Raw genomic sequence first — 26,296 nt, 5'->3', positions numbered from 1 at the left:
GCGCCCCCTCTCGGGAGCCCTATTAGAATTGATAAGCAGCAGAAAGTTTGAAGTTGCGACCCGGCTCGTAGTCATCAAGCGTGAAGCCACGTGCCGTACCCGAACGAGACGCATGAGAGCTGTATAACTCGTCAAATACATTATCAATACCAAAGGTCACCGACAGTCCATCAATATTAGACGGCACCCATTGAGCATATAGATTATGTACATCATAACTTGCTTTCTTTGGCTGACCATCAAAGACGTTGTCTTCCTCTAGAACAAACATTGAGTTCCACCCGAAGATCGTTTCTAAAGCGTCTGACTGGTAATCCAAAGTTAGAGCAATACTATCACCCATATCAATGCTACGCCCATTACCCCCAGCAACAGGGCCACCGGTATTCTTGTTTTTGGTGTCCGACTTAGAGTAAGAAAGTTTGCTGTTAAACTTGTCGTAGCCATAAGAAGCACTTGCCTCAAAGCCTTTAATCTCAACATCACCTAAGTTGTAAATCAGGTAAGTTTGAGTCGCGTTTTGGTACTGGTCTGCAATGTAATCATCAATTTCCGTTTGGAATGCCGTAATATTCGCTCCAAAGAAATGCTTATCAAAGGTTTTATCAAAACGGACACCACCCTGTGTGTTCAACCCCGTTTCTGGCTTTAGTCCATCCTCTAAAAATGCAACGTCTTGGTAAGCAATAAAGGTTTCCATCAGCTCAGGGCCTTTGAATAGAGAGCGTGCGCTCGCAAACAACGTCCAATCCTGAGTGACTGCCCATTCTGCTGCTAGGGCCCAGGTCACATCATCATAGTTACTCGTCCCCGTTTCAGCTTCACGTTTGTAATCATCAAAACGCATACCTGCGGTAACAAAGAAAGCATCAGAGAAGAAGAACTGGTCTTCTACAAACAATGCGGTTGAAATGGCCGATTCATCCATGAACTTACGACTACCGTAGTAACTTGAAGATGTCTTATCCATGTAGTCGAAACCATAGGTGATTCGATTATCAAACTCACCTAACATAACATCCGACTGGAACTTACCATTCAAACCAAAGTTTTGGTTTTTAGCGGTGTTCTTCGATAAACGGTTCGAAGGCCAGCGAGGAGCCATAACGCTCTCATCCCGTTTAATTTCCGTCTCGGTATTATAAAGTGTGACGTTACCTTGATGTTGTTCGCCTCGCAGCTCGTAACTCAAGGTAACGGTATCTCGGTCATAATCCGTAGGAATAAGTAACGTGCTCGATAAGCCATTGTTCGCACTACCCGACATATCAGGACGCGGACTGTAATCACCGCTGTCTCGGTACATGTCATAAGAGAGCTCAAAACGATGGATGTCGTTTAGTTCATACCCCAACTTAGCCAGAATGTTGTAAACATCGCCCGCAGCGCCATAGGTTTTGTTGCCGTCACCATCTTCAAAATCATCGCGCGTAACGTAATGGCCATAAACCATCGCATCAATGTTTTCGGACAAAAGCCCGTACAGTGTCAACGAGCCTTGTTGGTTGTCGTTGGATGCATAACCGCCATAAACACGAGCACCAAACTTTTCATCGTAACGAAGTAAATCGCGAGCGTCTTTCGTTTCAAAATAAACCGAGCCGCCTAAGCCATTTTGAGTCACAGAATTATTACCCACCTGGATATCGGCAGATTTGAGAATGTCAGGATTTAGCGTCAAGTTACCAATGTGATGGAACATGCTCGCATGCTGAGAAGCACCATCAAGACGAATGTCCAAATCGGTTTCGCTCAAACCACGAATGGTAATACGTTGATTCACAGAGTGTGTTCCACCAACATCCACACCGGGAATATCGCGCAGTAAATCAGACATATGATCCGCTTGCTTCAGTGACATGTCGTCCGCAAACATCGACTCGGTATTGCTAGAAACTTTTGTTCCCCATACAACGACTTCTTCAAAATGTGACTCGGTATCTTGAGCTAAAACAGGGGTTGATAGCGCCATTCCCACTGCAAGGCAAAGGCTTGAAAGCTTGATAGATGAACAAGCAGAGCTTTCCATAACTTCATTCATAAATATTAATGATAATAATTCTCAGGTATAATAAGCATGAGTTTTATAAATACAAAGGCGATTTGATTATGCGAAATCGCACAAGTGTTATGAGGAAGTGTCAAATGCAGGAAGTCACACCAAAACGAACTAGAATTGCCAAGATCGCTTTAACCCAAAAACTGGAAGCCACAGAAAAGCAGTGGATCGTCACGCAAGGTCAACCTTGTCAAACTCAACTGGCAGAAGGCAAATTCCTATCATATCAGTACAATGATCAAATCTTTGTTCATGGTGGACGCTGCCTAGAGCTTGTTGATTCACATATTGTTTCTACTGCACACGCCTCACTGTTGGTCACTATTCTTTTAGAAGGTAAGCTCTCGTTTGGCTATGACGATTTGCAATTTGATTTAGACGCAAGCGACGGCCCTAAAGGTGTCGTGGTGAACCTACTCAAACCTGCAAACTTTCGTCGTTCACTGCTCAAAGATAACCTCATTAATAAGATCAACATATTGGTTAAGCCCCAGTGGCTAGAGGCTCGCCTTGACCAAACCTGTCGTCATCGGTCCTTTTTTAACTCTCATCAGGCGTTTCAACAGTTGGAGCTTAACCAGACGCTATGCGAGCTGGCTGACACGTTAACAAATAGAGAAACACCGCAAGAGTTCCAAGAGAAGCTAGAGGTCGAAAGCTTGATCTATCAAATTTTACATCAAGCCACCAAGCAAATTCCTAAGAATTTCTGTGCTAAAAACAGCAGTATTGAACGACACATTGATGGTCGGACTGAGGATATTGTCAGCTATATTGAAACTCACCTTGATCAAGAACTACGCTTGGAAAACTTGGCGAGCCAATTCTCAATGAGTGTTTCAAACCTGCAGCGCCGATTTAAACAATCACTCAATATGACCGTAAATGGTTATATTCGCTTTCGTCGCCTTGAGATTGCGAGGCAACACTTGGAACGTGGCCTAGTGACGATCACGGAAGCTGCTTATGAAGCCGGATACCACCACCCTTCCAACTTCACCTGCGCTTTCAAAAAGGTATTTGGTGTACCACCGCATGAAGTGATAAAAGAGTAAAGCGGCCCCAGGTAACTGACTGTTATTTAGGAGTGTCTTATCCGCAACATCGGTATATACTCGCCTTAAACGTTATGGAGGTTAAACATGAATATTGGTGCTGTTGCAAAGCTTACTGGGCTTTCATCTAAGTCGATTCGATTGTATGAAGACAAAGGGATCATATCTCCACCAGCGCGCAGCGACTCTGGCTATCGCGAATATTCAGATAATCATATTCAAGAGCTTAACTTAGTATCACGCGCAAAAAGCGCTGGCTTTTCACTGCAAGAATGCAAAGAGTTTGTGCAGCTTGCCCATAATCCCAACCGAAAAAGCAGCGAAGTAAAAGCAAGAGCCATGGATAAGCTGAGAGAGGTTGAAGAAAAAATCGCGCACCTTATGGAGATCAAAACGCAACTTGAAGGTTGGGTTTCTTCTTGTCCGGGAGACGCTGAAAGCCGATGCCCAATCATAGACGAGCTCACCAAGTAAACTCGCCTATCTATCCTCATTGAAGAATCGCTTTCATTAAGCCCTGAGGTTGGATTAGTGGTAAGTACACATGCGCTTGCCGTTTAATTCGATAATATTAAACGGCGTTTCGTAGATATCCTCTAGCGTAGACGCCTGAATCACCTCTTCCACCACACCACTTGCCACAACTTTGCCTTGCTTAAGCGCCAATATGACATCCGAGTAGCACGCTGCGAAATTAATATCATGAATGACCACCACCATGGCTTTGTTCATGTCATGAGCTAACCGCTGGACCACTTTCATGATCTGAAGAGAGTGTTTGATATCTAGATTGTTAAGTGGTTCATCAAGAAAAACGTAGTCTGTATCTTGTGCAATCACCATGGCAATAAACGCAAGCTGTCGCTGACCACCACTTAATTCATCCAAATATTTGTCTTGGATACCTTGTAAATCTAGGTAGTCGATCGCTTGTTCAATCACCGCATGATCTTCTTTGGTCAGATTTCCTTTGGAGTATGGGAAACGGCCAAAAGAGACCAACTCTTTCACGGTAAATCGCATGGTAATCGAGTTGGCTTGACGAAGTACCGCCAGCTTTTTCGCTAACTCTTTAGTGTCCCATTCCGCAATTTCCTTGCAATCAATGATAACACTACCACCATCCCGCTCCGTTAAGCGCGAAGCCATAGATAACAGCGTACTCTTTCCCGCGCCATTCGGGCCAATAATCGATGTTACCTTGCCCTTTTCAAACTGAGTATTGGCCTCATCAACCACTTTATTTGAACCGAAGGCCTTCGTTAATTTGTCTATCACTATCATATTTATACAACTTTGTTTTTCAGTAGTAGGTATAAGAAATACGCACCACCAATAAAGTTAATAACGACACTCAACGTCGTCTCAAAACTGAATACGTTCTCGATAATCCATTGCCCAGCCAGTAACGAGCTGATGGAGAGAAACGAACAACCAACCAGTAGCGTTTTGTGTTGGTAACTTCGGAACATTTCTCGGCTTAAGTTGGTCACCAGCAAACCAAAGAACATAATTGGTCCCACTAGAGCCGTAGAAATAGCAATCAGAACCGCCGAGATAATGAATACATTTCGCGTCACCTTAGGTACGTCGACGCCCAAACTTTTCGCATTGTCTTGGTCGAGCCAAAACACGTCTAAAGTGCGATGCATACTAAATAGCAACCAACATGCAAACATCAAAGCTGGCGCACTAAAGTAAACCAAATTCACTTTGACATTATTAAAGCTGGCGTAAAGTTTCGATTGAACGATTGCAAACGTATTTGGATCCATCAGCAAAGAGAAAAATGACGCCGCATTAGAAAATAGCTGACCAAAGATCAAGCCGACCAATAGCAACGTAATCAAGTTCTTGCTTCCTTTAGAAAAGTAAAAACCAAACAACAATAACGAAAACGACACCATTACAATTACGGCAATCGTGAAATTGACGTACAAGTTAAGAACTAAAGTACTCAAACCACCAAAAATCAGCACGATCAAAATTTGCGTCAACACATACAACGCATCAAACCCCATGATACTTGGCGTTAAAATTTGGTTGTGCGTAATGGTTTGAAATACAAGTGAAGACTGAGCAATAGCCACACCCGCTAGCACTATCGCCAATACTTTAGGAACTCTACGAGATAAAAAATACTGGTAGTTGTCAGCCGTTAGCCCAATACCAATAAACAAACATGCAAAAAGTACCGCAATGCCACCTAGCAGCAGGATTTTCGTTGAATCACGCATGTTGCTTACCTCGCAACAACATCGCGATGAATACCACGCCACCCAATATGCTGATCACGATAGAGATTGGCATTTCATGAGGGAAGATAATCAAACGACTCACCAAGTCGCAACACAGCACTAAAGTCGCCCCATACATGGCCGTAAGCGGGATGTTCTTTTTGAGGTTATCACCATAAAAGTGACTAACGAGATTTGGTACAATCAGACCCAGGAATGGCAGTTGCCCAACAATCATCACGACACTTGCCGACATGATGGACACCAACAGCACACCAATCGTGACAACCTGCTGATAATTTAACCCCAAGTTAACCGCGAAATCTTTTCCGATACCCACGGCTGAAATCCGTGCGGCAAAAAGATAGCTGAGAATAGCCATTGGTACCGCGATGTACAGTAGCTCAAAGTCACCACGTAAGATGTTGGCAAAATTCGCTACCGTCCAAGCGTTTAGACTTTGTAACGCATCGTATTTGTAAGCAATAAATGTAGTCATGGATTGGATGACATTGCCGAAAATAATTCCGACAAGTGGCACAAAGACCACACTCTTAAATTGAATGCGTTGAATAAAGAAAATAAATGCTAGCGTCCCGAACACCGAGATACCAAAGACAAGCCATAGGTGATTGTCGTTTCCAAAGAAAACCACGCTCAGTACGTAGCCCAGCATGGCACATTCGATCGTACCGGTTGTAGAAGGTGCAGCAAATCGGTTCTGGCTGATTTGCTGCATAATAAGGCCTGCAATACTTAAGCCTGCACCAGCAAGCAGTATGGCGAATAAACGTGGTATACGGCTGGTAAAGAAAAGCTCTAATGCTTTCTCATCACCCGAAAAGAGTTGTTGGGGCGTCATGTTTGCCACCCCAACAAATAACGAAACCGTGCTTAAAACCACAAGGGTTAGCAATAACTTTTTCAAAGTTAACCTCTGCTATCTTGGATTACAGTTCAACGGTTTGCTTGATCTCACTGACCATTTTTTCTGTTGCAGTCACACCAGACATCGACAAGTACCACGCGTCCACGTCTAAATAAGTGATTTTGTGATTCTTATATGCGGCGGTTGCTTTGACTAAGTCGTTATCCATGGACTTACGAATATCGTTATCTGGCGTGCCTTTCAGCGAATTGCGGTCAACTACGAGTATATTTTTCGGGTTAGCTTCACGAATAAATTCATAAGAAATAACATCTCCGTGAGTGCCCGTTTTCACGTGTTCAACCGTTTCCAAGAAACCGAAATCGTTATAAATCACACCAAATCGCGATTGAGCTCCAAACGCACTGATGTTGTCACCCATGCTTAAAATCGTTAACGCATCATTGTTATTTGATTGGTTGTAGTCACGGATTGCTTTGAATTGAGCATCTAGCGCTTCAATTTTCTGCTCTACTTTTTCTTCGATATCGAAGATTTTACCAATATTGCGCCACTGTGCTTGCGTACCTTCCCAATAACCTTGATTTTCTTTCGCAGCAAAAACGACCGTAGGAGCAATTTCACTCAGCTCTTCATATTTCGCAGACGCTCGCGGACCAACCAATATCAAATCCGGTTTTTGCATGTAAATGGTTTCAAAGTCAGGTTCAAACAAACTACCCGCAGAGGTGTAGTTATCTTTGCTGTATTTTGAAAGGTAGCTAGGCAGATTAGAAGAGTTAGAGACTGCAACAGGATCGATACCAAAGTTGTCCAGCGCATCTAGCGGTCCAAAGCCAATCACAACCACGCGTTCTGGTGACTGCTCTAGCTCGGTTTGACCCATGTAATGGTCAATCACAACCTTAGCAGCGAAAGAAGGAGAAACAGTAAATAGCGACAACATAGCCGCACCGACGAATTTTTTCATTTTGTTAAGCCTTAATGAGATCTATTATCATGCGCGTTCGCAATATAACGTTACTCTTTACTGCATTCAACAAAATTTAAGGTACTTTACATTAGTCACGCTTATTCGAGCTTCAACTATATCAAAGACTTATAAAAACCATTCATTGCAATATCTAGGTGTATCATTCATGCGCTTCGATAAATGCTTTAAGTGCAAGCTCATCAATAATCTCCAACCCGTTTTCCGTTTTTGCAATCAATCCCTTTTCAATCAAATCTTTAACTGCACGTCGATAAACACGACCAGAAGTACCAAATCGCTCAGCTTCTTGATTTACTTTGTCAAAGCCACCGAGCAATGTGTTGGTTTGATTACGGACGAAAAGATCATACGCAATATTATAAGTAATGGGATGCAATAACCGATTGGTATAGATATCCATAGAATCTTGATAATCTTCGGCCAACGCTGAAGCAAAGAACACCATCATTTCTGGATGCTTTTGTAGCGCTTCAGTTAGTTTTTGGATGCAGATGACATCAACCTGCATGTGCTCATCTGCAATCACATTCCATTGGCAAGGAGTCTGAGTGAAGTACTCCATTTCACCATAGATATGGTAGTCGCAGTTTGCCTCTCCTAATTGAAAGCGTCGCCCATTCGCGGCCAATATACTCATTGACACTCGACCTACCGGCACAACATATAAGTACTGAAGTTGCTCACCTTGGCGGAGAATTTCTTCCCCAGCATCAAAGTAACGCGTACTAATTTGACACTGATAGATCATCTCACGAAAGGCAACGCTCTTTTTTTCAAGGTATGTTTTGAAGCGGCCAGTTGGATACGGGCTGATTTTCATTCTCTGCTCTCTCAGAAAAGTTACTGATAACTATCTCAGGTGGATTGTACCCCGTAACACCAAATAAAAAAGCGACAGTGGCCTGTCGCTTTACATTCATTGATTTATAAGAGTTACTGAAGTTAGTAGGGACTACCTCTGAGCGATCAGCGCTTCTAACGCCGTCATTGCAGCAAGCTTCTCACCTTGCATCATTACTTTCGCTTCATCAACGTACTGGCCAACCCCTTCTTTCACATCTTGTTGGTACAAAACGACGTTATTTAAGATCGAAGCTACATGAAGGCCACGTAACCGGCCAACGGCCAACAGAGCTGAGGTTTCCATGTCTGCACCTAGAATACCTTTCTTGTTCCAGTACTGACAAATGGCCTCTTCGTCATCGGTATAGAAACTGTCGTGAGAACGTACCACACCGAAATGATAACGCGCCTCTTGTACTGACAGGTAACGCTCAACTTCCTTTAATAAGGAAAAGCTTGCGTACGCCGGATAAGCCGAATCCACATACGCTTTGGAGCCGCCTTCATCTCTTACCGCACCTTCAGCAATGATTAGCTCGCCAAGCTGAATACCAGATTGCATCGCACCTGCCGATCCGACACGTACTACATGAGTTACGCCGCACTGTTTTAGCTCTTCAACTGCGATGATCATCGATGGGGCGCCGATGCCTGTGCTGCATACTGAAACAGGCTGGTCCTTGTATTTGCCAGTAAAAACACGGTACTCGCGATTTTCCGAGATCATTTCTGCATCATCCAATAATACGGCAATACGATTAGCTCGGTCTGGCTCACCACATACAATGACGAGAGGAGCGACTTGTGTTTCATCAACACCAATATGAGGTTGTTTCGCCATTTTTCGTTCCTTAAGCTGCAGCTTGAGCTAAGGTTTTATCGCCATTGCGCTTGGCGCTACGGGCCCATTCACGCGTACCATTGGCAGCAATGAACATCAAAATCGCATACTGAACAGACATCGCATAAACACCCTGTGTCCCGTAGATGCCAACACTGATGATGTTAATCACAACCCAAAGAATCCAGTTTTCCACATATTTACGTGTCATCAGAATTTGTGCAACAACAGAAAGTACTGTCATGGTTGCATCCCAAAACGGGAACGCATCAGGTTCAAGTACCGGATCAGCCAAACCTGCACCAAAGAGATTCAAGCTATCAACAGCAATGTTTGCTAATGCAAAGAAAAAAGGGTCGATGTAGATGGTTAACAACGCGATAGACACAACGCTAATAGAAGCAGTGGCGATGAGTTTCTGTTTGTTTAACCAGCGTACTTCCAGCGTTTCACCTTCCGCGTTTGGACGAGTCCACGCATACCAACCGTAAATGTTCGCACAGAAGAAAAACAGTTGAAGAAGTAATAATCCGTATAACTGAATTTGGAAAAAGATAACGGCAAAAAGAGTGACATTCAGCAAACCGAATAAGTAGTTGATGGTTTTTTCTTGGCTAGCAAACCAAATGCAAAGCAATCCAAAAACCGTACCGAAAGCTTCGATCCAACTCATTGCGTAACCGCCGCCAATTGGAATGTTAACCAGGGTGTTGTTTATATCGAGTAAGGCAAGTAGGTCCATGTCGATGTCCTTTATTATTTTGTTTGGGAATATGCCTATATTAGGGCGTGACACCTAACAAAAAGGAGGACATTTGTCCCCCTCTTGATGCACTCGATCATAATTCAGTTCAATATTTGCTTGAAAGCAATAAATGACTCAATTGAACCGCTTGGAAATTAACACGCCTAAGAATCCAAACCTAAATAGCGCTTTTTGAATGCGGAAGCTGATGCAAATAAAGCTGACGCCAAAAGTGTAATAACAAACCCAATTGCGTACTCGAATGCTTCATTCACCAAAAGCTGATAACAGCTCATAAAAAAAATCAGTATGACCGCAATAACATTAACTCGGTGAAACCAAGGATGCTTTACGGAGAACTTAGCGTAACCTTTTGATAACATTTAACTAATCCGCCAGACAACAATTAATATTTTTATTTATAATCAATGGTGATAGTAAGGCTTTATAGTATAAAGAGAAACGACTTTTTTGATTTTTTAGCTCAACATCACAGGTCATCTAGTGCTGCTTGACTTTAATATCTTGACACTTTTTCGTTCAACTAAGGTAGGTTCTAATTGCACGACTTGCGCTTCTGTTGATTTATCATCCAATTTTCGGACAAGCGTTTCCACGGCAGCTTGCCCAAGACGGTATTTAGGCTGGTGAATTGTGGTGAGTGATGGCGACATGAACTTCGCGATATGTATGTCATCGTAACCGATGATTGAAATCTGTTCCGGGACTTTAATATTGAGCTCATTTGCGGCGTTAATCACACCCATCGCCATCATATCATTGGAAACGAAAATCGAGCTGGGTAAGGTGCCTCGCTGCGCCATTTTCATAAATGCTTGGTATCCGCCTTCACATTCGAAGTCCGATTCAATGATCCAGTTGGCATTAAATTCCAAGCCTGCTTCGTTCATCGCACGTTTGTAACCTTCGTATCGCATTTGTGCTTGGTGTTTAATCAAAGGGCCGGTGATACATCCTATTTCTGTGTGGCCGCAATCAATCAGGTATTTCGCCGCTAGGTAACCGCCACGAAGCGAGTTATCTTGAATTTTGTCGCTCGTAAACAGCATCGGCCCCCAATCCATCACCACGACAGGGATATCAGGATAACGCTCAAATACATCGATACGCTCCCCTTCTAGCGAGGAGCACATCAAGATCAAACCATCGACACGCTTTTGCAAAAGCGTATTAATGGATTGGCGCATGCGTTCATTATCACCTTCTGTGTTACATAGAATGAGACTATAGCCTTTGTGATAGCAACTGCGTTCGACGCCTTTTACGACTTCGCCAAAGAATGGGTTGGTTGAAGTGGTCACTAGCATACCAATGGTTTTGGTGCGATTGACTTTGAGGCTTCGCGCCAAAGCAGATGGCGCATAGTAGTTGAGTTCTTTTGCGGCATTATTGACGCGTTCGGAGATCTCTTCACTCACAAAACGCGTCTTGTTAATAACATGGCTCACTGTTGAAGTGGAAACCCCTGCCAGTTTTGCGATGTCTTTCATCGTCGCCATGTTATTACTCCTAATTAATGAGGCGTTTAGGCCCTATTGTGCTGCGAGAAACGCGTCCACCTCTTCGCGAGTTGGGATCGACGTCTGCGCGCCAAAGCGGGTCACAGAAATTGCAGCCGCCGCATGTGCAAACTTAATTGCTGATTCTAAAGGTAAATCCTCTAACAGGCCAGTGACGAATGCTCCATTAAACGTATCCCCTGCTGCGGTAGTATCAGTCGCGTCAACACGGAACCCCGGGATGAGCTCACCTCTACCATTTTGACTTAACCAAACACCCTTCGCACCGAGAGTGATCATGACAATTTCGATACCTTTGCTATGAAGCACATTCGCCGCTTCTTGCGCGCTGTCTTTATCAGTTACCGTTACCCCCGTCAACACTTCAGCTTCGGTTTCATTTGGTGTAATGACATCAATACAAGCAAGCAGTTCGTCTGACAGTTCACGAGCAGGGGCAGGGTTTAAAATGACGTTAGTTTTTGCATCTTTCGCCACTCGCGCGGCTTTCTCAATGCCGCACATCGGCGTTTCCAATTGCATCAGCAGATAATCCGCTTGGCGAATGCGTTCTAAATCTGGCTCAATCGCTTCTGCTGTCAATTTGGCATTCGCTTCTGCTGAAATACAAATGCTGTTTTCACCACTATCCGACACTTGAATCATCGCAATGCCAGTTGGGCAGTTTGGTTGCATCTTCACACCGGTGATGTCGATGCCGTCCATATTGAAGTTTTCACGAATATTGATGCCGAACGAGTCATCGCCTACACAAGCAATAAAGCCAATATCAGCCTTGAGTCGAGCTGCAGCAACAGCTTGGTTGGCACCTTTGCCACCTGGGATAACTTGATAGTTGCGACCATGTAGCGTTTCGCCAGGGCGAGGGAAAGAAGGCACTTGAAGAACATGGTCAGCGTTTACACTACCTAACACCACTAACTTATTCATACGGTTATCCTCGGTTCTGAATGAACCCTTTTTTTGAAAAACTATTTTGGAAAATACATTAGATGACTTTAACTTCTCTTCTTAACGAAGGAGTCATGATAAAAAGCCAAAGGCATCTATACCCTGCATTTTTAAGTCACTTGGGTATGTTTGCCCTCTCCTCATAAACGACAGATATAAACGGAGGAGAGAGCAAAAATTAGGACGCTTTATTGAACGTCAAACTTATTTAGTCACTACTTTTAGTGGTACCGGAATGTATGCTTCTACTTTTTCACCTTTCAAGACTTTGTCAGCCGTTTCGACACCCAAAGCACCGATAAGATCTGGCTGCTGCGCGATGGTTGCTGCTAGTTTGCCACGGTTAACTGCCGCAATGCCGTCTTCCGTGCCATCAAAACCAACGATAACGACGTCTTTGCCAGATGCTTGAACGGCGCGAAGTGCCCCTAGCGCCATCTCATCATTCTGTGCGAATACCGCCTGTACATCAGGGTTAGCCGCGAGTAGGTTTTCCATCACGTTTAGGCCTTTAGTACGGTCAAAGTCTGCTGGCTGGCTGGCAAGAAGATCCATATCGCTCCCCTTCACGGCATTCATGAAACCTTCACCACGCTCGCGCGCCGCCGATGTGCCCGCAATACCTTCAAGCTGAATTACTTTTGCTTTTTCGCCAACTTTTTCCATGATGTAGTGGCCTGCCATTTCACCACCGATCACGTTGTCGGACGCGATGTGACTCACGACTTCACCACGGCTTGCGCCACGGTCTAGTGTCAATACAGGGATCTTAGAACGGTTCGCCATACGAATCGCATTAGACACAGCATCAGAATCCGTTGGGTTGATAAGAATAGCTTTTACGCCGCGAATACTTAAATCCTCGATGTTCGACAGTTCTTTGCTCGGGTCATTTTGCGAGTCCAGTACAATTAAGTCGTACCCCAATTCTTTCGCTTTAGCTTCCGCACCGTCTTTCATCGTTACGAAGAACGGGTTGTTTAGCGTCGAAACCACAATCGCCATCGTATCTTGGGCTTGTGCCGCTACTGATACAGTGGAAGAAAGAAGTGCAGCAGAGATAAGAGTTGCAAGTTTTTTCATCGTTCTAGTCCTTTGTGTAGGGTGAGCCAGCACACGCCCACTGGCTCGGTTTGTATTCAGGATTTAATGGTTATGGATTATTTGTTTTTGTTGTCTACCAGTACTGCGAGCAAGATAACCACTGCTTTGGCAATCATTTGGTAGTAAGAGGAAACGTCTAGTAGGTTAAGAGCGTTGTTCAAGAAACCGATGATCAGCGCACCAATCAAGGTACCCATGATACGGCCTTTACCGCCCATCAAGCTGGTACCGCCAAGTACAACCGCAGCAATCGCATCTAACTCGTAACCCATACCTGCAGTTGGCTGAGCGGAAGATAGACGAGAAGTTACGATGATACCTGCAAGCGCTGCCAGCATACCGCAGATGGCGTACACACCAATCTTCACTCGGTCTACATTGATACCAGATAGACGAGTCGCTGATTCGTTGCCACCTAGTGCATAAACGTAGCGACCAAAGCGAGTGTGGTTAAGTAAGTACCAAGCCGCTGCGAACACAACCACCATCAACCAAACAGGTACTGGAATACCTAGCGCGTAGCCGGTACCAAACCATGCAAACGCATCAGCTGTGTCAGTAAAACCTGTCGAGATTGGACGACCTTCGGTGTACACCATAGTCACACCGCGTAGTAACGTCATGGTAACCAGCGTAGCGATAAAGGCCTGTACTTTGCCCTTCGCAATGATGATGCCGCTAATTGCACCTAACGCTGCACCTGCGACTAAAGCGGTCGGAACCGCCACCAGCACCGGGACTTCAAGCGCAATCATGCTTGCCGCAAAGGCACCACATAACGCCAGTACGGAACCAACACTCAAGTCGATGCCTGCGGTTAAAATAACCAGTGTCATACCTACCGCGATAATGGCATTCACTGAGGTTTGACGAAGAATGTTGAGAATATTGTCGACCGTAAAGAAGTTCGGGTTCAAAAATGACACAACAACAATCAAAAAAATCAGTGCTATCAGTGATTTCTGTTCAATCAACCACTCTTTTGTGAACAGCTTCTTGTTGCTAGCTTCGGTTGGTTTGCTCATGGTATTAGTACTCATGCTGCTTCCTCATTGATCTTTTTGCCTACGGCACAGGCGAGTAATTTTTCTTGATCGGCGTCTTTCGCATCGAATTCGCCAGTAATACGACCTTCATGCATAACCAGAATGCGGTCACTCATACCCAGCACTTCTGGCATCTCGGAAGACACCAAGATGATGCTCATGCCTTCGGCTTTGAACTTGTTGATGAGTTGATAAATTTCTTTTTTCGCACCGACATCGACGCCACGTGTTGGCTCATCGAGAATCAGAACTTTAGGTTTGGTCATTAACCCTTTCGCGATCGCCACTTTTTGTTGGTTACCGCCGGATAAGTTACCAATGATTTGGTCGCGCGTAGGGGTTTTGATATTAAATAGCTTGATAAAATCTTCCACGGCAATCACTTCGTCGCTATGTTGGATTTGGAAGCCTTTAGTCAAATGATTGAGAGAACAAAGTGACATATTCTCCTTAACCGAGAGACCTAACACCAAGCCATCGCCTTTGCGATCTTCAGAGATGTAAGCGATGCCATTTGCTAAGCCATCTTGTGGGCTAACCGGGTTAATGGTTTTGTTATCGAGGTTGATAACACCATGCTCACTTGGCAACGCGCCGTAAATCACTTTCATCAGTTCGGTGCGGCCTGCCCCCATCAAACCAGAAATACCCAATATCTCACCGCGTTTCAGCGTGAAGCTCACATCGTGAACGCCAGAGCCAGTCAGGCCAATCACTTCAAGGCAAGTTTCGCCATGTCGCACATCAATACGTGGGTATTGCTCTTCTAACTTACGACCAACCATCATTTCGATCAGGCCGTCTTCATCAGTGTCTGCTACTTTGCATTCACCGATAAATTTACCATCACGAAGCACGGTAATGTCGTCACAGATTTCAAAGATTTCTTTAAGACGGTGTGAGATGTAAACGATGCCGCAGCCCTGCTCTCGAAGCTCGTTGATCACTTTAAATAGTGACTCCGTCTCGGTATCGGTCAGCGCGTCGGTTGGCTCATCCATAATGATGACTTTCGATTCAAACGAAAGCGCTTTCGCAATCTCCACCATTTGTTGCTCACCAAGGCTCAAATCACCAAGCAACGTTTTTGATGAATGTTTAACGTTAAGGCGTTGAAGCAACTTGTCTGCTTCTTCATACATCTTGCCCCACTGAATACGCCCCATCGTGCCGGTAAATTCACGACCTAGATAGATGTTTTCAGCAATCGTCAGTTCAGGGATCAAGTTCAATTCTTGGTGAATGATGCTGATGCCCGCTTCCTGTGAGTCACGCGGCCCTTTAAACGCGGCAGGTTGGCCTTGATATTGGATGCTACCCGCATCCATGTGATAGATGCCAGTCAGCACCTTCATCAATGTTGACTTGCCTGCTCCATTTTCTCCCATGAGCGCCATGACACGGCCTGGGTAAACATTCAGGCTCGCTTTGTCCAGTGCTTTTACGCCCGGGAACGCTTTCTCAATGTCGCTCAGTTGTAGAATGGCTTGAGTCATAATCTGTCCTCAATATCTCTGGCTTAAAAAACCACGCCCGCTTGAAAGATAACGTTCGCGTATGGCGAGCATTCGCCAGTTCGAACGACAGCGCGGCTTTGTGCCGTGCGTGCTTTAAATGCTTCATGTGACACGTAGCTGATCTCGATAGATTTACCCGTTTCTTCGCTCTCTTTGCTCAGTTCGTTAAGCAATGCTTGATGCAAAACAGGGCTTACATCAGAAAACTCTTCCGCAATGATGACCCCTTCGATTTGCGACTCAGATAGAATCACGCGAACAGTATCAAGAAAACTTGGTACGCCATGCGTTAGCGCCAAATCAATTCGCTGTGCATGCTCAGGGATTGGCAGGCCAGCGTCACATATCGTGATCTCATCGGTGTGGCCTAGCGTCGCCACCAAGTAAGAAATATCTGAGTTAATTAGGGTACTTTTTTTCATCTCATCGACCTTTCGGTTACACGTTCATACAACCATGAGCGCCTGTTTTAAAGTGTTTTCGTTATTAACAGAAAACTCATCGAAACGTTTCGATGAAATAATAATTCGTTGTGGTAATTTGACCAGAGTGAGATCGATAAGGTGTGAGAATGATCCGTAATTAACGGGTCATCGAATAGTAAAAAGGTACATGAGTCACACTTTGCCATCGAAACGTTTCGATGGCTAGTTTAATCTACACTTGAAGTGAGGTTTTTAAAGACAGTTGAAAAAGAGATACGTCCCATTACTGAGAAACACTCTAGTGAATGAGATGGAAACCTTACACATCATCACAGTTCTTGGATGGTTGTCTGATTTTGGAGAACGCTCACCTTACAATCTGGTTACAATTTGCAAAACACATCATCCGTTCAGTACCTTATGTGGTATGCGACGTTTGTAGGGACACAAACGGAAACACAAAACCATAATGAAGTTAAGCAATCGAGTCATCTTGCTTGTCGCGCCAGTGATCTTATTAAGCGCGCTGGTATCAAGTTATATTATTTACAGCATTCAAAAAGTAACGCTCATCAAGCGAGAAGACAGCTATATCCAATTGCAAATGGAAAAGCTCGCTGGGCAGTTCCGACAAGCCAACATATTCCTCAATAGTTATGCATACACATTAAGAAAAAGTGATGTATTGCAAGACTACTTGGTGAATCATAGCAATCCGTATCGTGAGCGCGTGTTATTTAACCGACTCGATGAAACCGCAGATGTGTTAAGCCATGGCTATACAGGCGATGCAAGCATGGCGATTCTCGACGGGAAACAAAACCTTCTTTATTACACAGAAAATAAATACTACGAATCTTCAGGTGTAGTCGACCCTAAGGTATTGGATTACATCTCGCGAAGCTTTAGTACGAGAGAAGCGTTTAACCATACTGGCTTTATTTACAATTCCAGCGGGCAAAGTATTCTTCTGCAATACGAACTGATCGACAAACGAACAGGGACACAACCTCTAAGTTTTGATCCGCAAAATGTCTTTTTCGTGGTGGTATCGGTATCGCTCGAAGCCTTCAATGAGATCAAGCACGAAATCGAGTTCGACACGCATAGCGTGATAACTTTTGCCGACAAGCCTATTTATCTCGATATTCCTCTCGCTCAGACGATTGAATTATTGCCACACTTTTATGCGGTACTCTCCCCCGCTGAATATTTGATGTGGAATAAAGTCGATAAAGTGTGGCTAGAACTGGCCCTTTCCTTTGGTGTGGCGGCGTTTTGCACCATCACCTTAATTGTTTTGGTTTTGTATCGTTATGTATTACACCCCGTTTCTCGCCTCGATAAACAGCTACAAGAGCTGGAAACAAATCAACGCGGCAACATTGAAAAGCTAGAAACAAACGATGAAATAGGACGCTTATCCTCACGCTTTTTTGATATGTATGAAGAGCTCAACGTCATATATAAGAAGACAAAACGCCTGGCTGAAACGGATCACCTAACGCAACTCGCTAATCGCCATCGTTTCCATGAACTTGCAACTCGTGAACTCGTCTCCCCTTCGCAGCATTTGTGGGTCATTTATGTCGATCTCGATAACTTTAAGTACGTTAATGACAAATACGGGCATGAACTGGGAGACAACTTATTAAAGGTGTTTTCATCACACATCAAAAATGTCTGTCAAAAATTCTCGCACGACTACGATAGTCCCTGTTTTGCAGCAAGATTGTCTGGTGACGAATTTGCTATTTTATTGAGCTCAAATCAGGAAGCACAACGCCTACCCGACTTGCTGGCCTCAGAGTTGCTAAAACCGATTAGCAATCTCAGTCCACCTTGGAGTAATTCATTCCCCGTGACTGCAAGCGTAGGTATCGCTCAGTACCCTCAAGACGGTACAGACGTCGCGAAATTACTCTCCAGTGCCGATGCGGCAATGTATCAAGCCAAACGAGCCGGGAAAAACCAGTACGCTTATTACTCAGCTGCTCTCAATGTTGAGTCTCAAAGACGCAGTCAGCTTGAGCGAGCGCTCAGAAAAAGCAACGTGGAAGAAGAGTTCCATCTCGTTTTTCAACCCTATATGAATAATCGGGACAACGAGATTGAAGGACTAGAGGTATTATTGCGCTGGGAAGCGGAAGGCATTGGTCCCGTGCCTCCGAAAGAGTTTATCCCAATCGCGGAACAGGCGGGCTTATTTGATAAAATTGATCGCTGGGTTTTCGCCAACGCTACAGCGGAATATCACCAATTAAGAAATATTTTTGGCAAAGACATTGTCCTTTCGATCAACCTCTCTTCAGCAGAACTTAACTCCATCGAAATGGCGAATTATATTCATGACCAAGCAAGCAAAAACGGTGTGAAGCCAGAATGTATTGAGTTAGAAATAACAGAAACCTTTGCCGCAGAACAACAAGGTACAGCATTACTTGATGAGCTGTCGAAGCGTGGCTATCGTCTCGCCATTGATGACTTTGGCTCTGGCTATACATCGCTGACTCAACTTGTTCAATATCCAGTTCAAAAGATCAAGTTTGACCGAGAGTTCCTCGTTACATTGATGAAAACCAACAACGGTCATGTGATCAAACCCATCATCGATCTATGCCACGCTCAAAATAAAACGGTCACCGCAGAAGGTATTGAGCACAATGTGATGCATGAATGGTTATCGTCCTACCGCTGTGACTATATGCAAGGCTATTTATTTGGTAAGCCAATGAGTAAGGAACAACTGAATTTGTGGTGGCAATCCGCAAATGACGATAGCCGCTTCGATGGTTCCATAGTAGGTTCAATTACTGTTCAAGGGACATCTTATTAAAGATTAAGTACAGAAGCCATGTATGTGGCTGCTGTACTTATATAATATAGAAACAAGACTTTACCCTTAGTTTCAATAATATAAGCAACCACATAAGTTCGTACGTTAATTTTTGGTATTATTATTTTTCGATGAAATCTCTCAGTTATTTAAATATTTAATCAAAACGATAGAATTAATTTTTGGTAAGTTTAGTTCAGATTTTATGTATTTAATTGAAAACATGAGGAAATAAGTAAAAGCTGACAAAACTTACTTTTGTACTGCTAATCACCGGCTTAGATGATTCGTGTAGAAGCTCATGTGTCAGCCTCGCTTAGCTTTATCACTTGTGAACAGGAAATGCCCTTCTTCTCGGTATTTCTCTACCTTTCTTATCCATCTTGTTGTTTACCCACTCACTTAAAATGCACTAACACACATAACGAGTTGACGTTACGATTTGTTACGAGTCAAATCACAAATCTAAACGCAGGCTGAATAGACGCACAAAAGACAAACACATTGAAATAAAAAGAGTTTCTAATCTAGAAAAAATAAAACGTCGTTTTTATAAATTCGCCATCTCACAAATATCCTTAAACACAGTTTTATTAATTACGCATATCAGATATTATTTATGCCGAAGTTTATCGAAACAATCGATTAACTTCATAATTTATTTGAGTTTCAAACAGTTAGTTTTTAACTTGAAAACTTATCGTTAACCCAATATTAAGTACCTAAGCGTACAATAAGAAACATTGGGAATAGAATTATATTGATGTGCATGTTGTTTTAACGAATGCATGAAGCAATCGGTAAATTTGTAACACCATAGAGTTTTATTTAGCCAAGATGAAAAATTTAATTTTATTATTTATATGGACATTTCTGTCTGCCTCTCCTTTTGCCTTTGCAAAACAAGCAGATAACGAAGTCAAAAGTCACATACCACAGAATCAAATTGAACAAGTGTTCAAACAAGCAAAGTTAGATGGCGTAGTAGACTTTAAATTGTTTCGTGACGCTTACATCGCGTACCAAAAAACACCTGATAGAAAGAAATCAGTACTAACCATCATCGACTATAGTAAACCATCGACTGAAAAACGCTTTTATGTGGTTGATTTAGATAAAAAGAAGCTTATCTACAATACTTATGTTTCTCACGGTGTGAACAGTGGAAAGAAAACAGCGACGCAATTTTCAAACGTGGTGAACTCGCGTAAAACATCGCTGGGTACGTTTTTGACTGACACCACCTACTACGGATCAAATGGTTATTCACTTCGATTAGATGGTCTAAGCTCAGGGTTGAACGATAAAGCTCGCGAGCGTTATATCGTGGTGCACGGTGCCGACTATGCTAACCCTTCTTTTATCAAGAAGAATGGTTACCTTGGGCGCAGTTGGGGTTGCCCTGCACTGCCAAAGAAGTTGTCTCGTGAGATCATTGACACCATAAAAGGCGGCAGTGTTATTTATGCAAGCGCATAACACGGTGCAAATTATGTGGGGAAGAATGCTCTATTTCTTCCCCAACAAATAATCGGATTGGCTCAAGCTTCCTTTTATCAAGATTCTCTTTACCTGTTTATCCAGTTTTCGCTTGCTTCAACGCTAAAATTATTTAGGTATTAGCTTATACCTAGATAACATCAGAAAACTCTGTTCATCCCTCTTCCATCTCGTTAGTATACGCTGAGTTGGTCAAACACCGATTTTCATTGTTATCATAGTGTCACTAAGATTCCGTAGTCATAGTGATAGTCTATGACGTTATATGTTTAGGGTTACTTCTTGCGTTATCTACACCGTATATTATTGATGCTTTCATTGTCCCTATTTTCAGGGTTCATCGTTGTCTCATATGCGCATACGTATCACCACACTAAACATTACACCTCTGAACGCTTGCTTAAACTTGCGCAACAAGACGATTTTGAACTAGCACACAGCGAATTCCATACATTTGCCTCTCCAAGTTCTTGGGGCTCAGAAGGTTATTATCTGCACATAAAGCGCGAGTTGTTAGCGCTGGTTTCCTGCCGTCGAACATCCGCCACTGATGGTGTTTTATCATCTGATTTTACTCCTGATTATTTTTTACTTGTTGCTTTCTCTTCCCCACCACTATTGGAATTGGCGAAACAAGCATCTCGCTTACCTCTTGATGGTTATGGCGGGCTGATGAGTAAACGCTCTCTCTATCGACTCTCAGGAAGAAAAGAAGCCAATTTGATGTACGTCTTTACTCATGGTCGCAACGCCTTCCCTGTTGTTTAACTTTTTATGACATACAGAGAACACGGAAATGTAACGATGAGAACCAATACGCTCATTGTTACTAGAACCAATTTGAGGTCCATATAATGACAAAATTCGCTACGACTATCGCACTAGCATTACTATTTGCAACGGGCTCTGCCTTCGCTAACACAGAAGCAAAGCCAGAAGAAATGAGCAATGAGACTCTGCTAGAGTGTGCCAACGTTTCTAATGCACGTATTGCGATTCCAGAACACAGAGCGATGTTCAGACACTACCTAATGTCTGAAAGAAACTATAGTTTCAGCCAGTTATCTTCTGCTGAGCTTGAATTTAAAGCAGCAGATAAGAATGAATCCGAAGTTGAAACTATCTACAAGTCTCAGTGTAAAGAGGTTGGCGAGTACCTATATAGCATTGGCTATTAAACTCGAAACCCTAACGACACTCAAAAAGAAAGGCGCATACATTGCGCCTTTCTTTTTACTGATAAAAACCAGCCGATTAGATGTCTAATCTGTATACAAGCTTAAAAGTGCAACTCAAAGTAAACTTACTGGGAAAACTCTGACACATCCTTGGATTTACAGAACGCTCGACGTGCTTTAACAAACAAGAAACTAAGTACCCCAATCACGAGTGTAATTATTGGGGCCGCCATTAATAGCATTGTGATCGTTTTGCTCATATTCTCTGGTAACAAGGGAAGCAATAAACCAAAACCGCATAATATCAGCGTCCATAAAATCGCACTCAGCCACGCAAAGTAATGGAATTTACTAATACCTTTCACTCGCAACCCCATCATTAATGGCAATAGGGAACGAACAACCGGAATAAACCGCGCACAAAAAAGTGCGATCAATCCATGTTTACTGAGTAATACGTCGACCTGTTCCAAACGCTTTTGAGGAACCGCGCTCACCCAGCCTTGAACCTTAGGTAAGCGATTTAGCCACTTGCCTTGTAAGTAAGCCGCCCAACTTCCTAGCCCCGCACTAACAGCTATTACCAACATAATCATAATGGGATCAAGGACGCCAACCGCCGCCAGCGTACCGGATAATACGACGACACTGTCGCATGGGAATGGCGCAGCAGGAATAAAACCACTTTCCAAAAAGATAAGCGCAGCAACAACAAAATAAACCAATCCTGCACCGCCTGGCGCCATTAACGCCGTGAAATCTTGATGCCAAAAGGCACTCAAGACCTGAATTATCGAATCAAACATAAACCGCTCCTAAGCATAACTAACCAAAAATTGTAAAAACATGGAATGTGTTAGTGAGCATGTATAAAGCGGTATATGAGATTCGATTCTTTCCTCGCACCGATTCTGTATTTAGAATGAGTAAAAATACTTTCAACACAACGACCTAAAGCTTCATTGCCGATGCGTTTTAGCGGCCCCATCGAGTGAAATGCCGAACGATGTGTCCACCATACTACAGCAAGCGTTTCAAAGCATTCGAGCTCTACATCGTCGTTCGAGCTCGTTTCCTTAGAATGGCTAACCCTCAATATATTCCGGCTGTTTAAACTCGGATAGTCTTGTTGTATTGGAGAGACAGGGTATTCTGAAAAGTGCTTCGACTTAGCGTCAACAGCAATATTCTGGTTATGAAATGAAAGAAAATTTGGGTATGAGTGCGCCATACTCATGCTCGGAGCCAACAAGCAGAAAAGTAGTCCGAGTAAAGCAATCAGAGTCGTACGCACAAAGGTAACCAAAACCAAAATAATAAGTTCTTTTAACCCTGTGCGTAACGATTGGCAATTAGTATTCTTAATCGTTAAGAATACTAATTATTTTTCACCGTAAGGGTAGTTTTCAAACATTTTCGCAATTTCTTCTTCAATCAGAGATTCTCTTTTCTCAGAGCTCATAGACTCAGACAGTTTCCTGCTTGAAACACCTTTCCACACAACCTGATTAGCCTTTGCATCAACAAGCTCTACCACCAGTTTGCCATACTTACGTTCTTTGTATCGTTCCGGGCTTGAAGTGATCACGCCAAAGCTATTCCAACCATAACCGAAACTCACCGAAGACCCAGAAGAGACAAGCTCGGACTCTTCGACGATATCATGATGAACGTAAAGGTCCCCACCACTATTCACTTTAATTAGGCCCTTGTCTTCAAGCTGTTCAGCCAATCCTTGTTCAATACGTCGACCATCAATACTCGTAGGGGCTTCTGCTTGGGCACCGAAATCAAACGTTCTGTAAGCTGAAAAATCGGCTTGCTTATCAACATCCGTCGTTACGGTTGTACAAGCAGACACGAGCATCATCACCGCCCCTAATATCAAACCTTTCCACATGTTAAATCTCCTTTGGTTAAGCTGACTGTTTCAGCGGAATTACGCTAGTGCTATACATACGCTTCAGCAGTAAAAAGTAATCATTTCAATATCTAGTCTTGACCATGAAACCTGACTGTTCAATAAACGCGATTAACCTTTACACTGACAATCTTTAATATCATCAATGCCTAAACGCTAGTAGACAGTGTGTTTACCCCCAATTAGCAGCCATCGATTTTAGAAGCGGAATCGCTGACCCTCCTGAAAAACAGAGACAATGAACACTTTAACACCAAGACGCTACTTTTTTAGGCACCTGACAAACAATTGATGAGAAAAGACTTTTCTTTTTCGTTCAGTGTGGCATATTAGCTGAGTCCTATCGATGCGCGGGCATCGTATAATGGCTATTACCTCAGCCTTCCAAGCTGATGATGCGGGTTCGATTCCCGCTGCCCGCTCCAATCTCTTTTATCTCAATCTACTCAAAAGAATCCGATGGCGGAGCAAATAGACAGCGCCAACGTTGTTTCCACGTTAAATTTGGTCGCGTTACGTCATAAAACATATCTTTCCATTCTGCAAACGTCACTCGAATGGGATTAAAACTGTTTACAGGTTTAGAAATTCCATACCTAACGGTTTCCACTTCTGGTTCAAACGTTCCAAACATCCGATCCCAGATAATCAACACTCCCGCGTAATTTTTGTCGATGTACTGACGGTTTATACCATGATGAACACGATGATGAGATGGCGTGTTAAATACCCACTCTAGCGGTCCAAGCGAGCGAATTGATTGAGTATGAACAAAAAACTGTAAGCCCAGATTAAACAGCACAACGAAGACGACCCACTTAGGATCAAAGCCAATAATCACCAAAGGCAACCAGAAAATCCACATCCCCGCTAACGGATACATCAAGCTTTGACGAAACGCGGTGCTGAAATTCATTCTCTCCGAGCTGTGATGGACCACGTGCGCAGCCCACATCCAACGAATACGGTGGCTAGCTCGATGAAACCAGTAATAGAAAAAATCTTGCAGGACGACAAGTAACAAAAACGCTGAAACGCTCATTTCGATATCAAACAATCGCCAATCAAACCACCACAAATATAACTGAGCAATCAGTAAACCCGTGAGTATGTCTGTCGCTTGGTGTAAGCCCGCAAGTACAAAATTACATACAACTTCCGGAATATAATACATCGCGCTTTCAGGTAAACGTCCCCTTCGTTGTCCAAACCAGTACTCTGCAACCATACATAAAAAGAAAACTGGCGCCAAAATCATCAGAAGTAATTCAGGGCGTTCCATCAACTGTGTCCAATCCATTGTGTTTCTACCATTTTGCATAGTGATCTTCAGTAAGACCTATGACTTCTTCTAACTGATGTTTGATACCATTCCCATCAACGATGTAGCCAGAGAAATAGCCGATATATTGACGAAAATTGCTTTTGAGAAACCAAAAGTTCTTCTTTTCTGAACGCAGATTTAAAGGCGTGAATACTAGGTCAATCCGTTTATCTTCCGACGTGATATGCCATCTTTGTCCTTCATCATTTCGTGAAAATTGAAACTGAACAGGCTGTAAAAAATGCCGTTCACCATTAATCCAGAATACATTTTCACAGTAGCCCGTTTCATTGACGCCTGCAGCTAAGTTCAGCCCCAACCGTCTGCCGCTTTCAAAGCAATTAATACTCGCCCACCGCCAACTTGTCTCCCGTCGCATGTACCCAGCGGAAAAGTCGTAACCAGCAGCCACTTCTGAAAGATCTTGTTCCTTTCCTAATATGAATAAATTGCCATCTACCGTTAACGCATTATGCTTCTGCGTATAAGTCCAACCCGCATAACCGGTTGGCGTACATAACATTAATGGCAAACTCATACTTTCTCGACGTAAGTAGAGATCAGCATTGACAGACTTTGTCACAAAGTGGACGTGCCAAATACCATTCTGAATAGAAAACTGAATACTTTTGTCAGCAAGATGGGCATGACTAGACCAACTGGAAGGCTGAGTTTGATAATCAATATTAAAAGGCTTTAACCACTGCTGCTCCACTAACTCATTATTTTGAATGTCAAACAGATAGCAAAAACCAGATGCTAAATACCTAATATCCGCAATCGCAACCCCAATCACGTAGTTAGGTGTGACCAAATTAACGAACTGAAACTGCTTATAATCACAGTAACGGCGCCACTTAGACGCTGGCTTATCCATCTCATCAAGGTAGGTAAACTTATCTAACTGTAAAGATGTGGGAATCCCATCAAGATGGCCAAACACTGGTAGACCGTCTTGCTGCATAAACGAGTCCAGAGTCTTAAGCTCATGCATATTTTTATCTTTTTCGAGTCAACACGCTCAGATGCTAACACTACGTTAACAAAAACAATTTGCGTGACAGCACAACAATATCGACTAATTTGGCTTCGGCTCGCTATATGTGAAACCGATCACTCAACTATCCACTCATGTCACTCACTTAATCTTCCTCATCAATACGAACAGAAGTTGGAAATTGAGCGTTCTAATCCGCAGGAAAGACCATTATAGCCATTGAGAATTGGTCAAAATCACTATTTAATGGGAATAAATTCATATAAACTGATTGCTTATTCATATCAAGGAAG

24 protein-coding genes and 1 tRNA gene are annotated in these 26,296 nt (G+C 43.3%); 7 read left to right on the top strand and 18 right to left on the bottom strand.

Annotated elements, in window-relative coordinates:
• Positions 1 to 22: 22 nt before the first annotated feature.
• Positions 23 to 2,029 (bottom strand): TonB-dependent siderophore receptor, encoded by a 2,007-nt coding sequence (locus tag LIX84_RS02670; RefSeq protein WP_226420552.1) that lies wholly within the window; start codon positions 2,027 to 2,029, stop codon positions 23 to 25.
• Between the two features lie 116 nt (positions 2,030 to 2,145).
• Between LIX84_RS02670 and LIX84_RS02665 the strand changes: the two genes are divergently transcribed.
• Together LIX84_RS02665 and cueR are read left to right on the top strand one after the other, a co-directional pair.
• Entirely contained in the window at positions 2,146 to 3,114 is a 969-nt protein-coding gene (locus LIX84_RS02665; protein ID WP_226420551.1) for a helix-turn-helix transcriptional regulator, read from the top strand.
• A gap of 87 nt (positions 3,115 to 3,201) precedes the next feature.
• The gene (cueR, locus tag LIX84_RS02660; RefSeq protein WP_226420550.1) at positions 3,202 to 3,588 is read left to right on the top strand and encodes a Cu(I)-responsive transcriptional regulator; all 387 of its coding nucleotides are present in this window, start codon (positions 3,202 to 3,204) and stop codon (positions 3,586 to 3,588) included.
• 54 nt (positions 3,589 to 3,642) lie between these two features.
• Here cueR and vctC read toward each other — a convergent pair whose 3' ends face one another.
• From vctC to rbsD, 13 genes are all read right to left on the bottom strand, one after another.
• Complete coding sequence (vctC, locus tag LIX84_RS02655; RefSeq protein WP_226420549.1) at positions 3,643 to 4,398, bottom strand: iron chelate ABC transporter ATP-binding protein VctC; 756 nt, start codon at positions 4,396 to 4,398, stop codon at positions 3,643 to 3,645.
• 2 nt (positions 4,399 to 4,400) lie between these two features.
• Positions 4,401 to 5,351: an iron chelate uptake ABC transporter permease subunit VctG gene (vctG, locus tag LIX84_RS02650; RefSeq protein WP_226420548.1), complete on the bottom strand. Its 951-nt coding sequence runs from the start codon at positions 5,349 to 5,351 to the stop codon at positions 4,401 to 4,403.
• The gene (gene vctD / locus LIX84_RS02645; RefSeq protein WP_041853077.1) at positions 5,344 to 6,279 is read right to left on the bottom strand and encodes an iron chelate uptake ABC transporter permease subunit VctD; all 936 of its coding nucleotides are present in this window, start codon (positions 6,277 to 6,279) and stop codon (positions 5,344 to 5,346) included. The genes vctG and vctD overlap by 8 nt, the downstream gene beginning before the upstream one ends.
• Before the next feature lie 22 nt (positions 6,280 to 6,301).
• Entirely contained in the window at positions 6,302 to 7,210 is a 909-nt protein-coding gene (locus LIX84_RS02640; RefSeq protein ID WP_134645591.1) for a siderophore ABC transporter substrate-binding protein, read from the bottom strand.
• A 163-nt stretch (positions 7,211 to 7,373) separates the two neighbouring features.
• On the bottom strand, positions 7,374 to 8,054 hold the full coding sequence (locus tag LIX84_RS02635) for a Crp/Fnr family transcriptional regulator (protein WP_006741007.1): 681 nt from the start codon (positions 8,052 to 8,054) through the stop codon (positions 7,374 to 7,376).
• Between the two features lie 132 nt (positions 8,055 to 8,186).
• Positions 8,187 to 8,918: a nucleoside phosphorylase gene (locus LIX84_RS02630; RefSeq protein ID WP_226420547.1), complete on the bottom strand. Its 732-nt coding sequence runs from the start codon at positions 8,916 to 8,918 to the stop codon at positions 8,187 to 8,189.
• A 10-nt stretch (positions 8,919 to 8,928) separates the two neighbouring features.
• On the bottom strand, positions 8,929 to 9,660 hold the full coding sequence (pnuC, locus tag LIX84_RS02625) for a nicotinamide riboside transporter PnuC (RefSeq protein ID WP_226420546.1): 732 nt from the start codon (positions 9,658 to 9,660) through the stop codon (positions 8,929 to 8,931).
• 500 nt (positions 9,661 to 10,160) lie between these two features.
• Positions 10,161 to 11,183, bottom strand: a complete 1,023-nt coding sequence (locus LIX84_RS02620) for a substrate-binding domain-containing protein (protein ID WP_005397164.1) — start codon at positions 11,181 to 11,183, stop codon at positions 10,161 to 10,163.
• A 33-nt stretch (positions 11,184 to 11,216) separates the two neighbouring features.
• Positions 11,217 to 12,134, bottom strand: coding sequence for a ribokinase (gene rbsK, locus LIX84_RS02615; RefSeq protein WP_226420545.1), 918 nt, complete (start codon positions 12,132 to 12,134; stop codon positions 11,217 to 11,219).
• Positions 12,135 to 12,359: 225 nt separating this feature from the next.
• Positions 12,360 to 13,238, bottom strand: coding sequence for a ribose ABC transporter substrate-binding protein RbsB (gene rbsB / locus LIX84_RS02610; protein WP_006741010.1), 879 nt, complete (start codon positions 13,236 to 13,238; stop codon positions 12,360 to 12,362).
• 77 nt (positions 13,239 to 13,315) lie between these two features.
• Positions 13,316 to 14,299: a ribose ABC transporter permease gene (gene rbsC / locus LIX84_RS02605; protein ID WP_006741011.1), complete on the bottom strand. Its 984-nt coding sequence runs from the start codon at positions 14,297 to 14,299 to the stop codon at positions 13,316 to 13,318.
• Positions 14,296 to 15,801, bottom strand: coding sequence for a ribose ABC transporter ATP-binding protein RbsA (gene rbsA / locus LIX84_RS02600; RefSeq protein WP_139061059.1), 1,506 nt, complete (start codon positions 15,799 to 15,801; stop codon positions 14,296 to 14,298). The genes rbsC and rbsA overlap by 4 nt, the downstream gene beginning before the upstream one ends.
• Positions 15,802 to 15,824: 23 nt before the next feature.
• Complete coding sequence (gene rbsD / locus LIX84_RS02595) at positions 15,825 to 16,244, bottom strand: D-ribose pyranase (RefSeq protein WP_226420544.1); 420 nt, start codon at positions 16,242 to 16,244, stop codon at positions 15,825 to 15,827.
• Positions 16,245 to 16,716: 472 nt separating this feature from the next.
• On the opposite strand from rbsD, the gene LIX84_RS02590 reads away from it, so the two are divergent.
• The 4 genes from LIX84_RS02590 to LIX84_RS02575 all read left to right on the top strand — a co-directional run bounded on the left by LIX84_RS02590 (position 16,717) and on the right by LIX84_RS02575 (position 21,761).
• Entirely contained in the window at positions 16,717 to 19,083 is a 2,367-nt protein-coding gene (locus LIX84_RS02590; RefSeq protein WP_226420543.1) for an EAL domain-containing protein, read from the top strand.
• Between the two features lie 837 nt (positions 19,084 to 19,920).
• Complete coding sequence (locus LIX84_RS02585; RefSeq protein ID WP_226420542.1) at positions 19,921 to 20,562, top strand: murein L,D-transpeptidase catalytic domain family protein; 642 nt, start codon at positions 19,921 to 19,923, stop codon at positions 20,560 to 20,562.
• A gap of 330 nt (positions 20,563 to 20,892) precedes the next feature.
• On the top strand, positions 20,893 to 21,351 hold the full coding sequence (locus tag LIX84_RS02580; RefSeq protein WP_226420541.1) for a hypothetical protein: 459 nt from the start codon (positions 20,893 to 20,895) through the stop codon (positions 21,349 to 21,351).
• A gap of 86 nt (positions 21,352 to 21,437) precedes the next feature.
• On the top strand, positions 21,438 to 21,761 hold the full coding sequence (locus LIX84_RS02575) for a hypothetical protein (protein ID WP_182032857.1): 324 nt from the start codon (positions 21,438 to 21,440) through the stop codon (positions 21,759 to 21,761).
• 125 nt (positions 21,762 to 21,886) lie between these two features.
• Here LIX84_RS02575 and LIX84_RS02570 read toward each other — a convergent pair whose 3' ends face one another.
• The gene (locus LIX84_RS02570) at positions 21,887 to 22,567 is read right to left on the bottom strand and encodes a DedA family protein (protein ID WP_048624942.1); all 681 of its coding nucleotides are present in this window, start codon (positions 22,565 to 22,567) and stop codon (positions 21,887 to 21,889) included.
• A gap of 575 nt (positions 22,568 to 23,142) precedes the next feature.
• Positions 23,143 to 23,661, bottom strand: a complete 519-nt coding sequence (locus LIX84_RS02565; RefSeq protein ID WP_005397138.1) for a DUF4136 domain-containing protein — start codon at positions 23,659 to 23,661, stop codon at positions 23,143 to 23,145.
• A gap of 371 nt (positions 23,662 to 24,032) precedes the next feature.
• On the opposite strand from LIX84_RS02565, the gene LIX84_RS02560 reads away from it, so the two are divergent.
• Positions 24,033 to 24,107, top strand: a tRNA-Gly gene (locus tag LIX84_RS02560).
• A 17-nt stretch (positions 24,108 to 24,124) separates the two neighbouring features.
• Here the strand turns inward: LIX84_RS02560 and LIX84_RS02555 are convergent.
• Together LIX84_RS02555 and LIX84_RS02550 are read right to left on the bottom strand one after the other, a co-directional pair.
• Entirely contained in the window at positions 24,125 to 24,982 is an 858-nt protein-coding gene (locus LIX84_RS02555) for a sterol desaturase family protein (RefSeq protein WP_085344412.1), read from the bottom strand.
• Between the two features lie 7 nt (positions 24,983 to 24,989).
• Positions 24,990 to 26,000: a DUF2804 domain-containing protein gene (locus LIX84_RS02550; RefSeq protein WP_226420540.1), complete on the bottom strand. Its 1,011-nt coding sequence runs from the start codon at positions 25,998 to 26,000 to the stop codon at positions 24,990 to 24,992.
• Positions 26,001 to 26,296 lie beyond the last annotated feature (296 nt).

The organism is Vibrio sp. E14, from assembly GCF_020515785.1.
In the GTDB taxonomy this organism is placed as follows: domain Bacteria; phylum Pseudomonadota; class Gammaproteobacteria; order Enterobacterales; family Vibrionaceae; genus Vibrio; species Vibrio diabolicus.
This window is presented reverse-complemented; position numbering and strand designations above follow the sequence as displayed.

Coding starts and splice junctions, on each gene's coding strand:
- LIX84_RS02570 (WP_048624942.1), bottom strand. CDS start 22,567: ATGTTTGATTCGATAATTCAGGTCTTGAGTGCCTTTTGGCATCAAGAT.
- LIX84_RS02640 (WP_134645591.1), bottom strand. CDS start 7,210: ATGAAAAAATTCGTCGGTGCGGCTATGTTGTCGCTATTTACTGTTTCT.
- LIX84_RS02620 (WP_005397164.1), bottom strand. CDS start 11,183: ATGGCGACGATGAAAGACATCGCAAAACTGGCAGGGGTTTCCACTTCA.
- LIX84_RS02580 (WP_226420541.1), top strand. CDS start 20,893: ATGCTTTCATTGTCCCTATTTTCAGGGTTCATCGTTGTCTCATATGCG.
- LIX84_RS02670 (WP_226420552.1), bottom strand. CDS start 2,029: ATGGAAAGCTCTGCTTGTTCATCTATCAAGCTTTCAAGCCTTTGCCTT.
- rbsB (WP_006741010.1), bottom strand. CDS start 13,238: ATGAAAAAACTTGCAACTCTTATCTCTGCTGCACTTCTTTCTTCCACT.
- LIX84_RS02555 (WP_085344412.1), bottom strand. CDS start 24,982: ATGGATTGGACACAGTTGATGGAACGCCCTGAATTACTTCTGATGATT.
- vctG (WP_226420548.1), bottom strand. CDS start 5,351: ATGCGTGATTCAACGAAAATCCTGCTGCTAGGTGGCATTGCGGTACTT.
- vctC (WP_226420549.1), bottom strand. CDS start 4,398: ATGATAGTGATAGACAAATTAACGAAGGCCTTCGGTTCAAATAAAGTG.
- LIX84_RS02575 (WP_182032857.1), top strand. CDS start 21,438: ATGACAAAATTCGCTACGACTATCGCACTAGCATTACTATTTGCAACG.
- rbsC (WP_006741011.1), bottom strand. CDS start 14,299: ATGAGTACTAATACCATGAGCAAACCAACCGAAGCTAGCAACAAGAAG.
- LIX84_RS02635 (WP_006741007.1), bottom strand. CDS start 8,054: ATGAAAATCAGCCCGTATCCAACTGGCCGCTTCAAAACATACCTTGAA.
- LIX84_RS02590 (WP_226420543.1), top strand. CDS start 16,717: ATGAAGTTAAGCAATCGAGTCATCTTGCTTGTCGCGCCAGTGATCTTA.
- pnuC (WP_226420546.1), bottom strand. CDS start 9,660: ATGGACCTACTTGCCTTACTCGATATAAACAACACCCTGGTTAACATT.
- LIX84_RS02630 (WP_226420547.1), bottom strand. CDS start 8,918: ATGGCGAAACAACCTCATATTGGTGTTGATGAAACACAAGTCGCTCCT.
- rbsD (WP_226420544.1), bottom strand. CDS start 16,244: ATGAAAAAAAGTACCCTAATTAACTCAGATATTTCTTACTTGGTGGCG.
- LIX84_RS02665 (WP_226420551.1), top strand. CDS start 2,146: ATGCAGGAAGTCACACCAAAACGAACTAGAATTGCCAAGATCGCTTTA.
- LIX84_RS02565 (WP_005397138.1), bottom strand. CDS start 23,661: ATGTGGAAAGGTTTGATATTAGGGGCGGTGATGATGCTCGTGTCTGCT.
- rbsA (WP_139061059.1), bottom strand. CDS start 15,801: ATGACTCAAGCCATTCTACAACTGAGCGACATTGAGAAAGCGTTCCCG.
- rbsK (WP_226420545.1), bottom strand. CDS start 12,134: ATGAATAAGTTAGTGGTGTTAGGTAGTGTAAACGCTGACCATGTTCTT.
- LIX84_RS02585 (WP_226420542.1), top strand. CDS start 19,921: ATGAAAAATTTAATTTTATTATTTATATGGACATTTCTGTCTGCCTCT.
- cueR (WP_226420550.1), top strand. CDS start 3,202: ATGAATATTGGTGCTGTTGCAAAGCTTACTGGGCTTTCATCTAAGTCG.
- LIX84_RS02550 (WP_226420540.1), bottom strand. CDS start 26,000: ATGCATGAGCTTAAGACTCTGGACTCGTTTATGCAGCAAGACGGTCTA.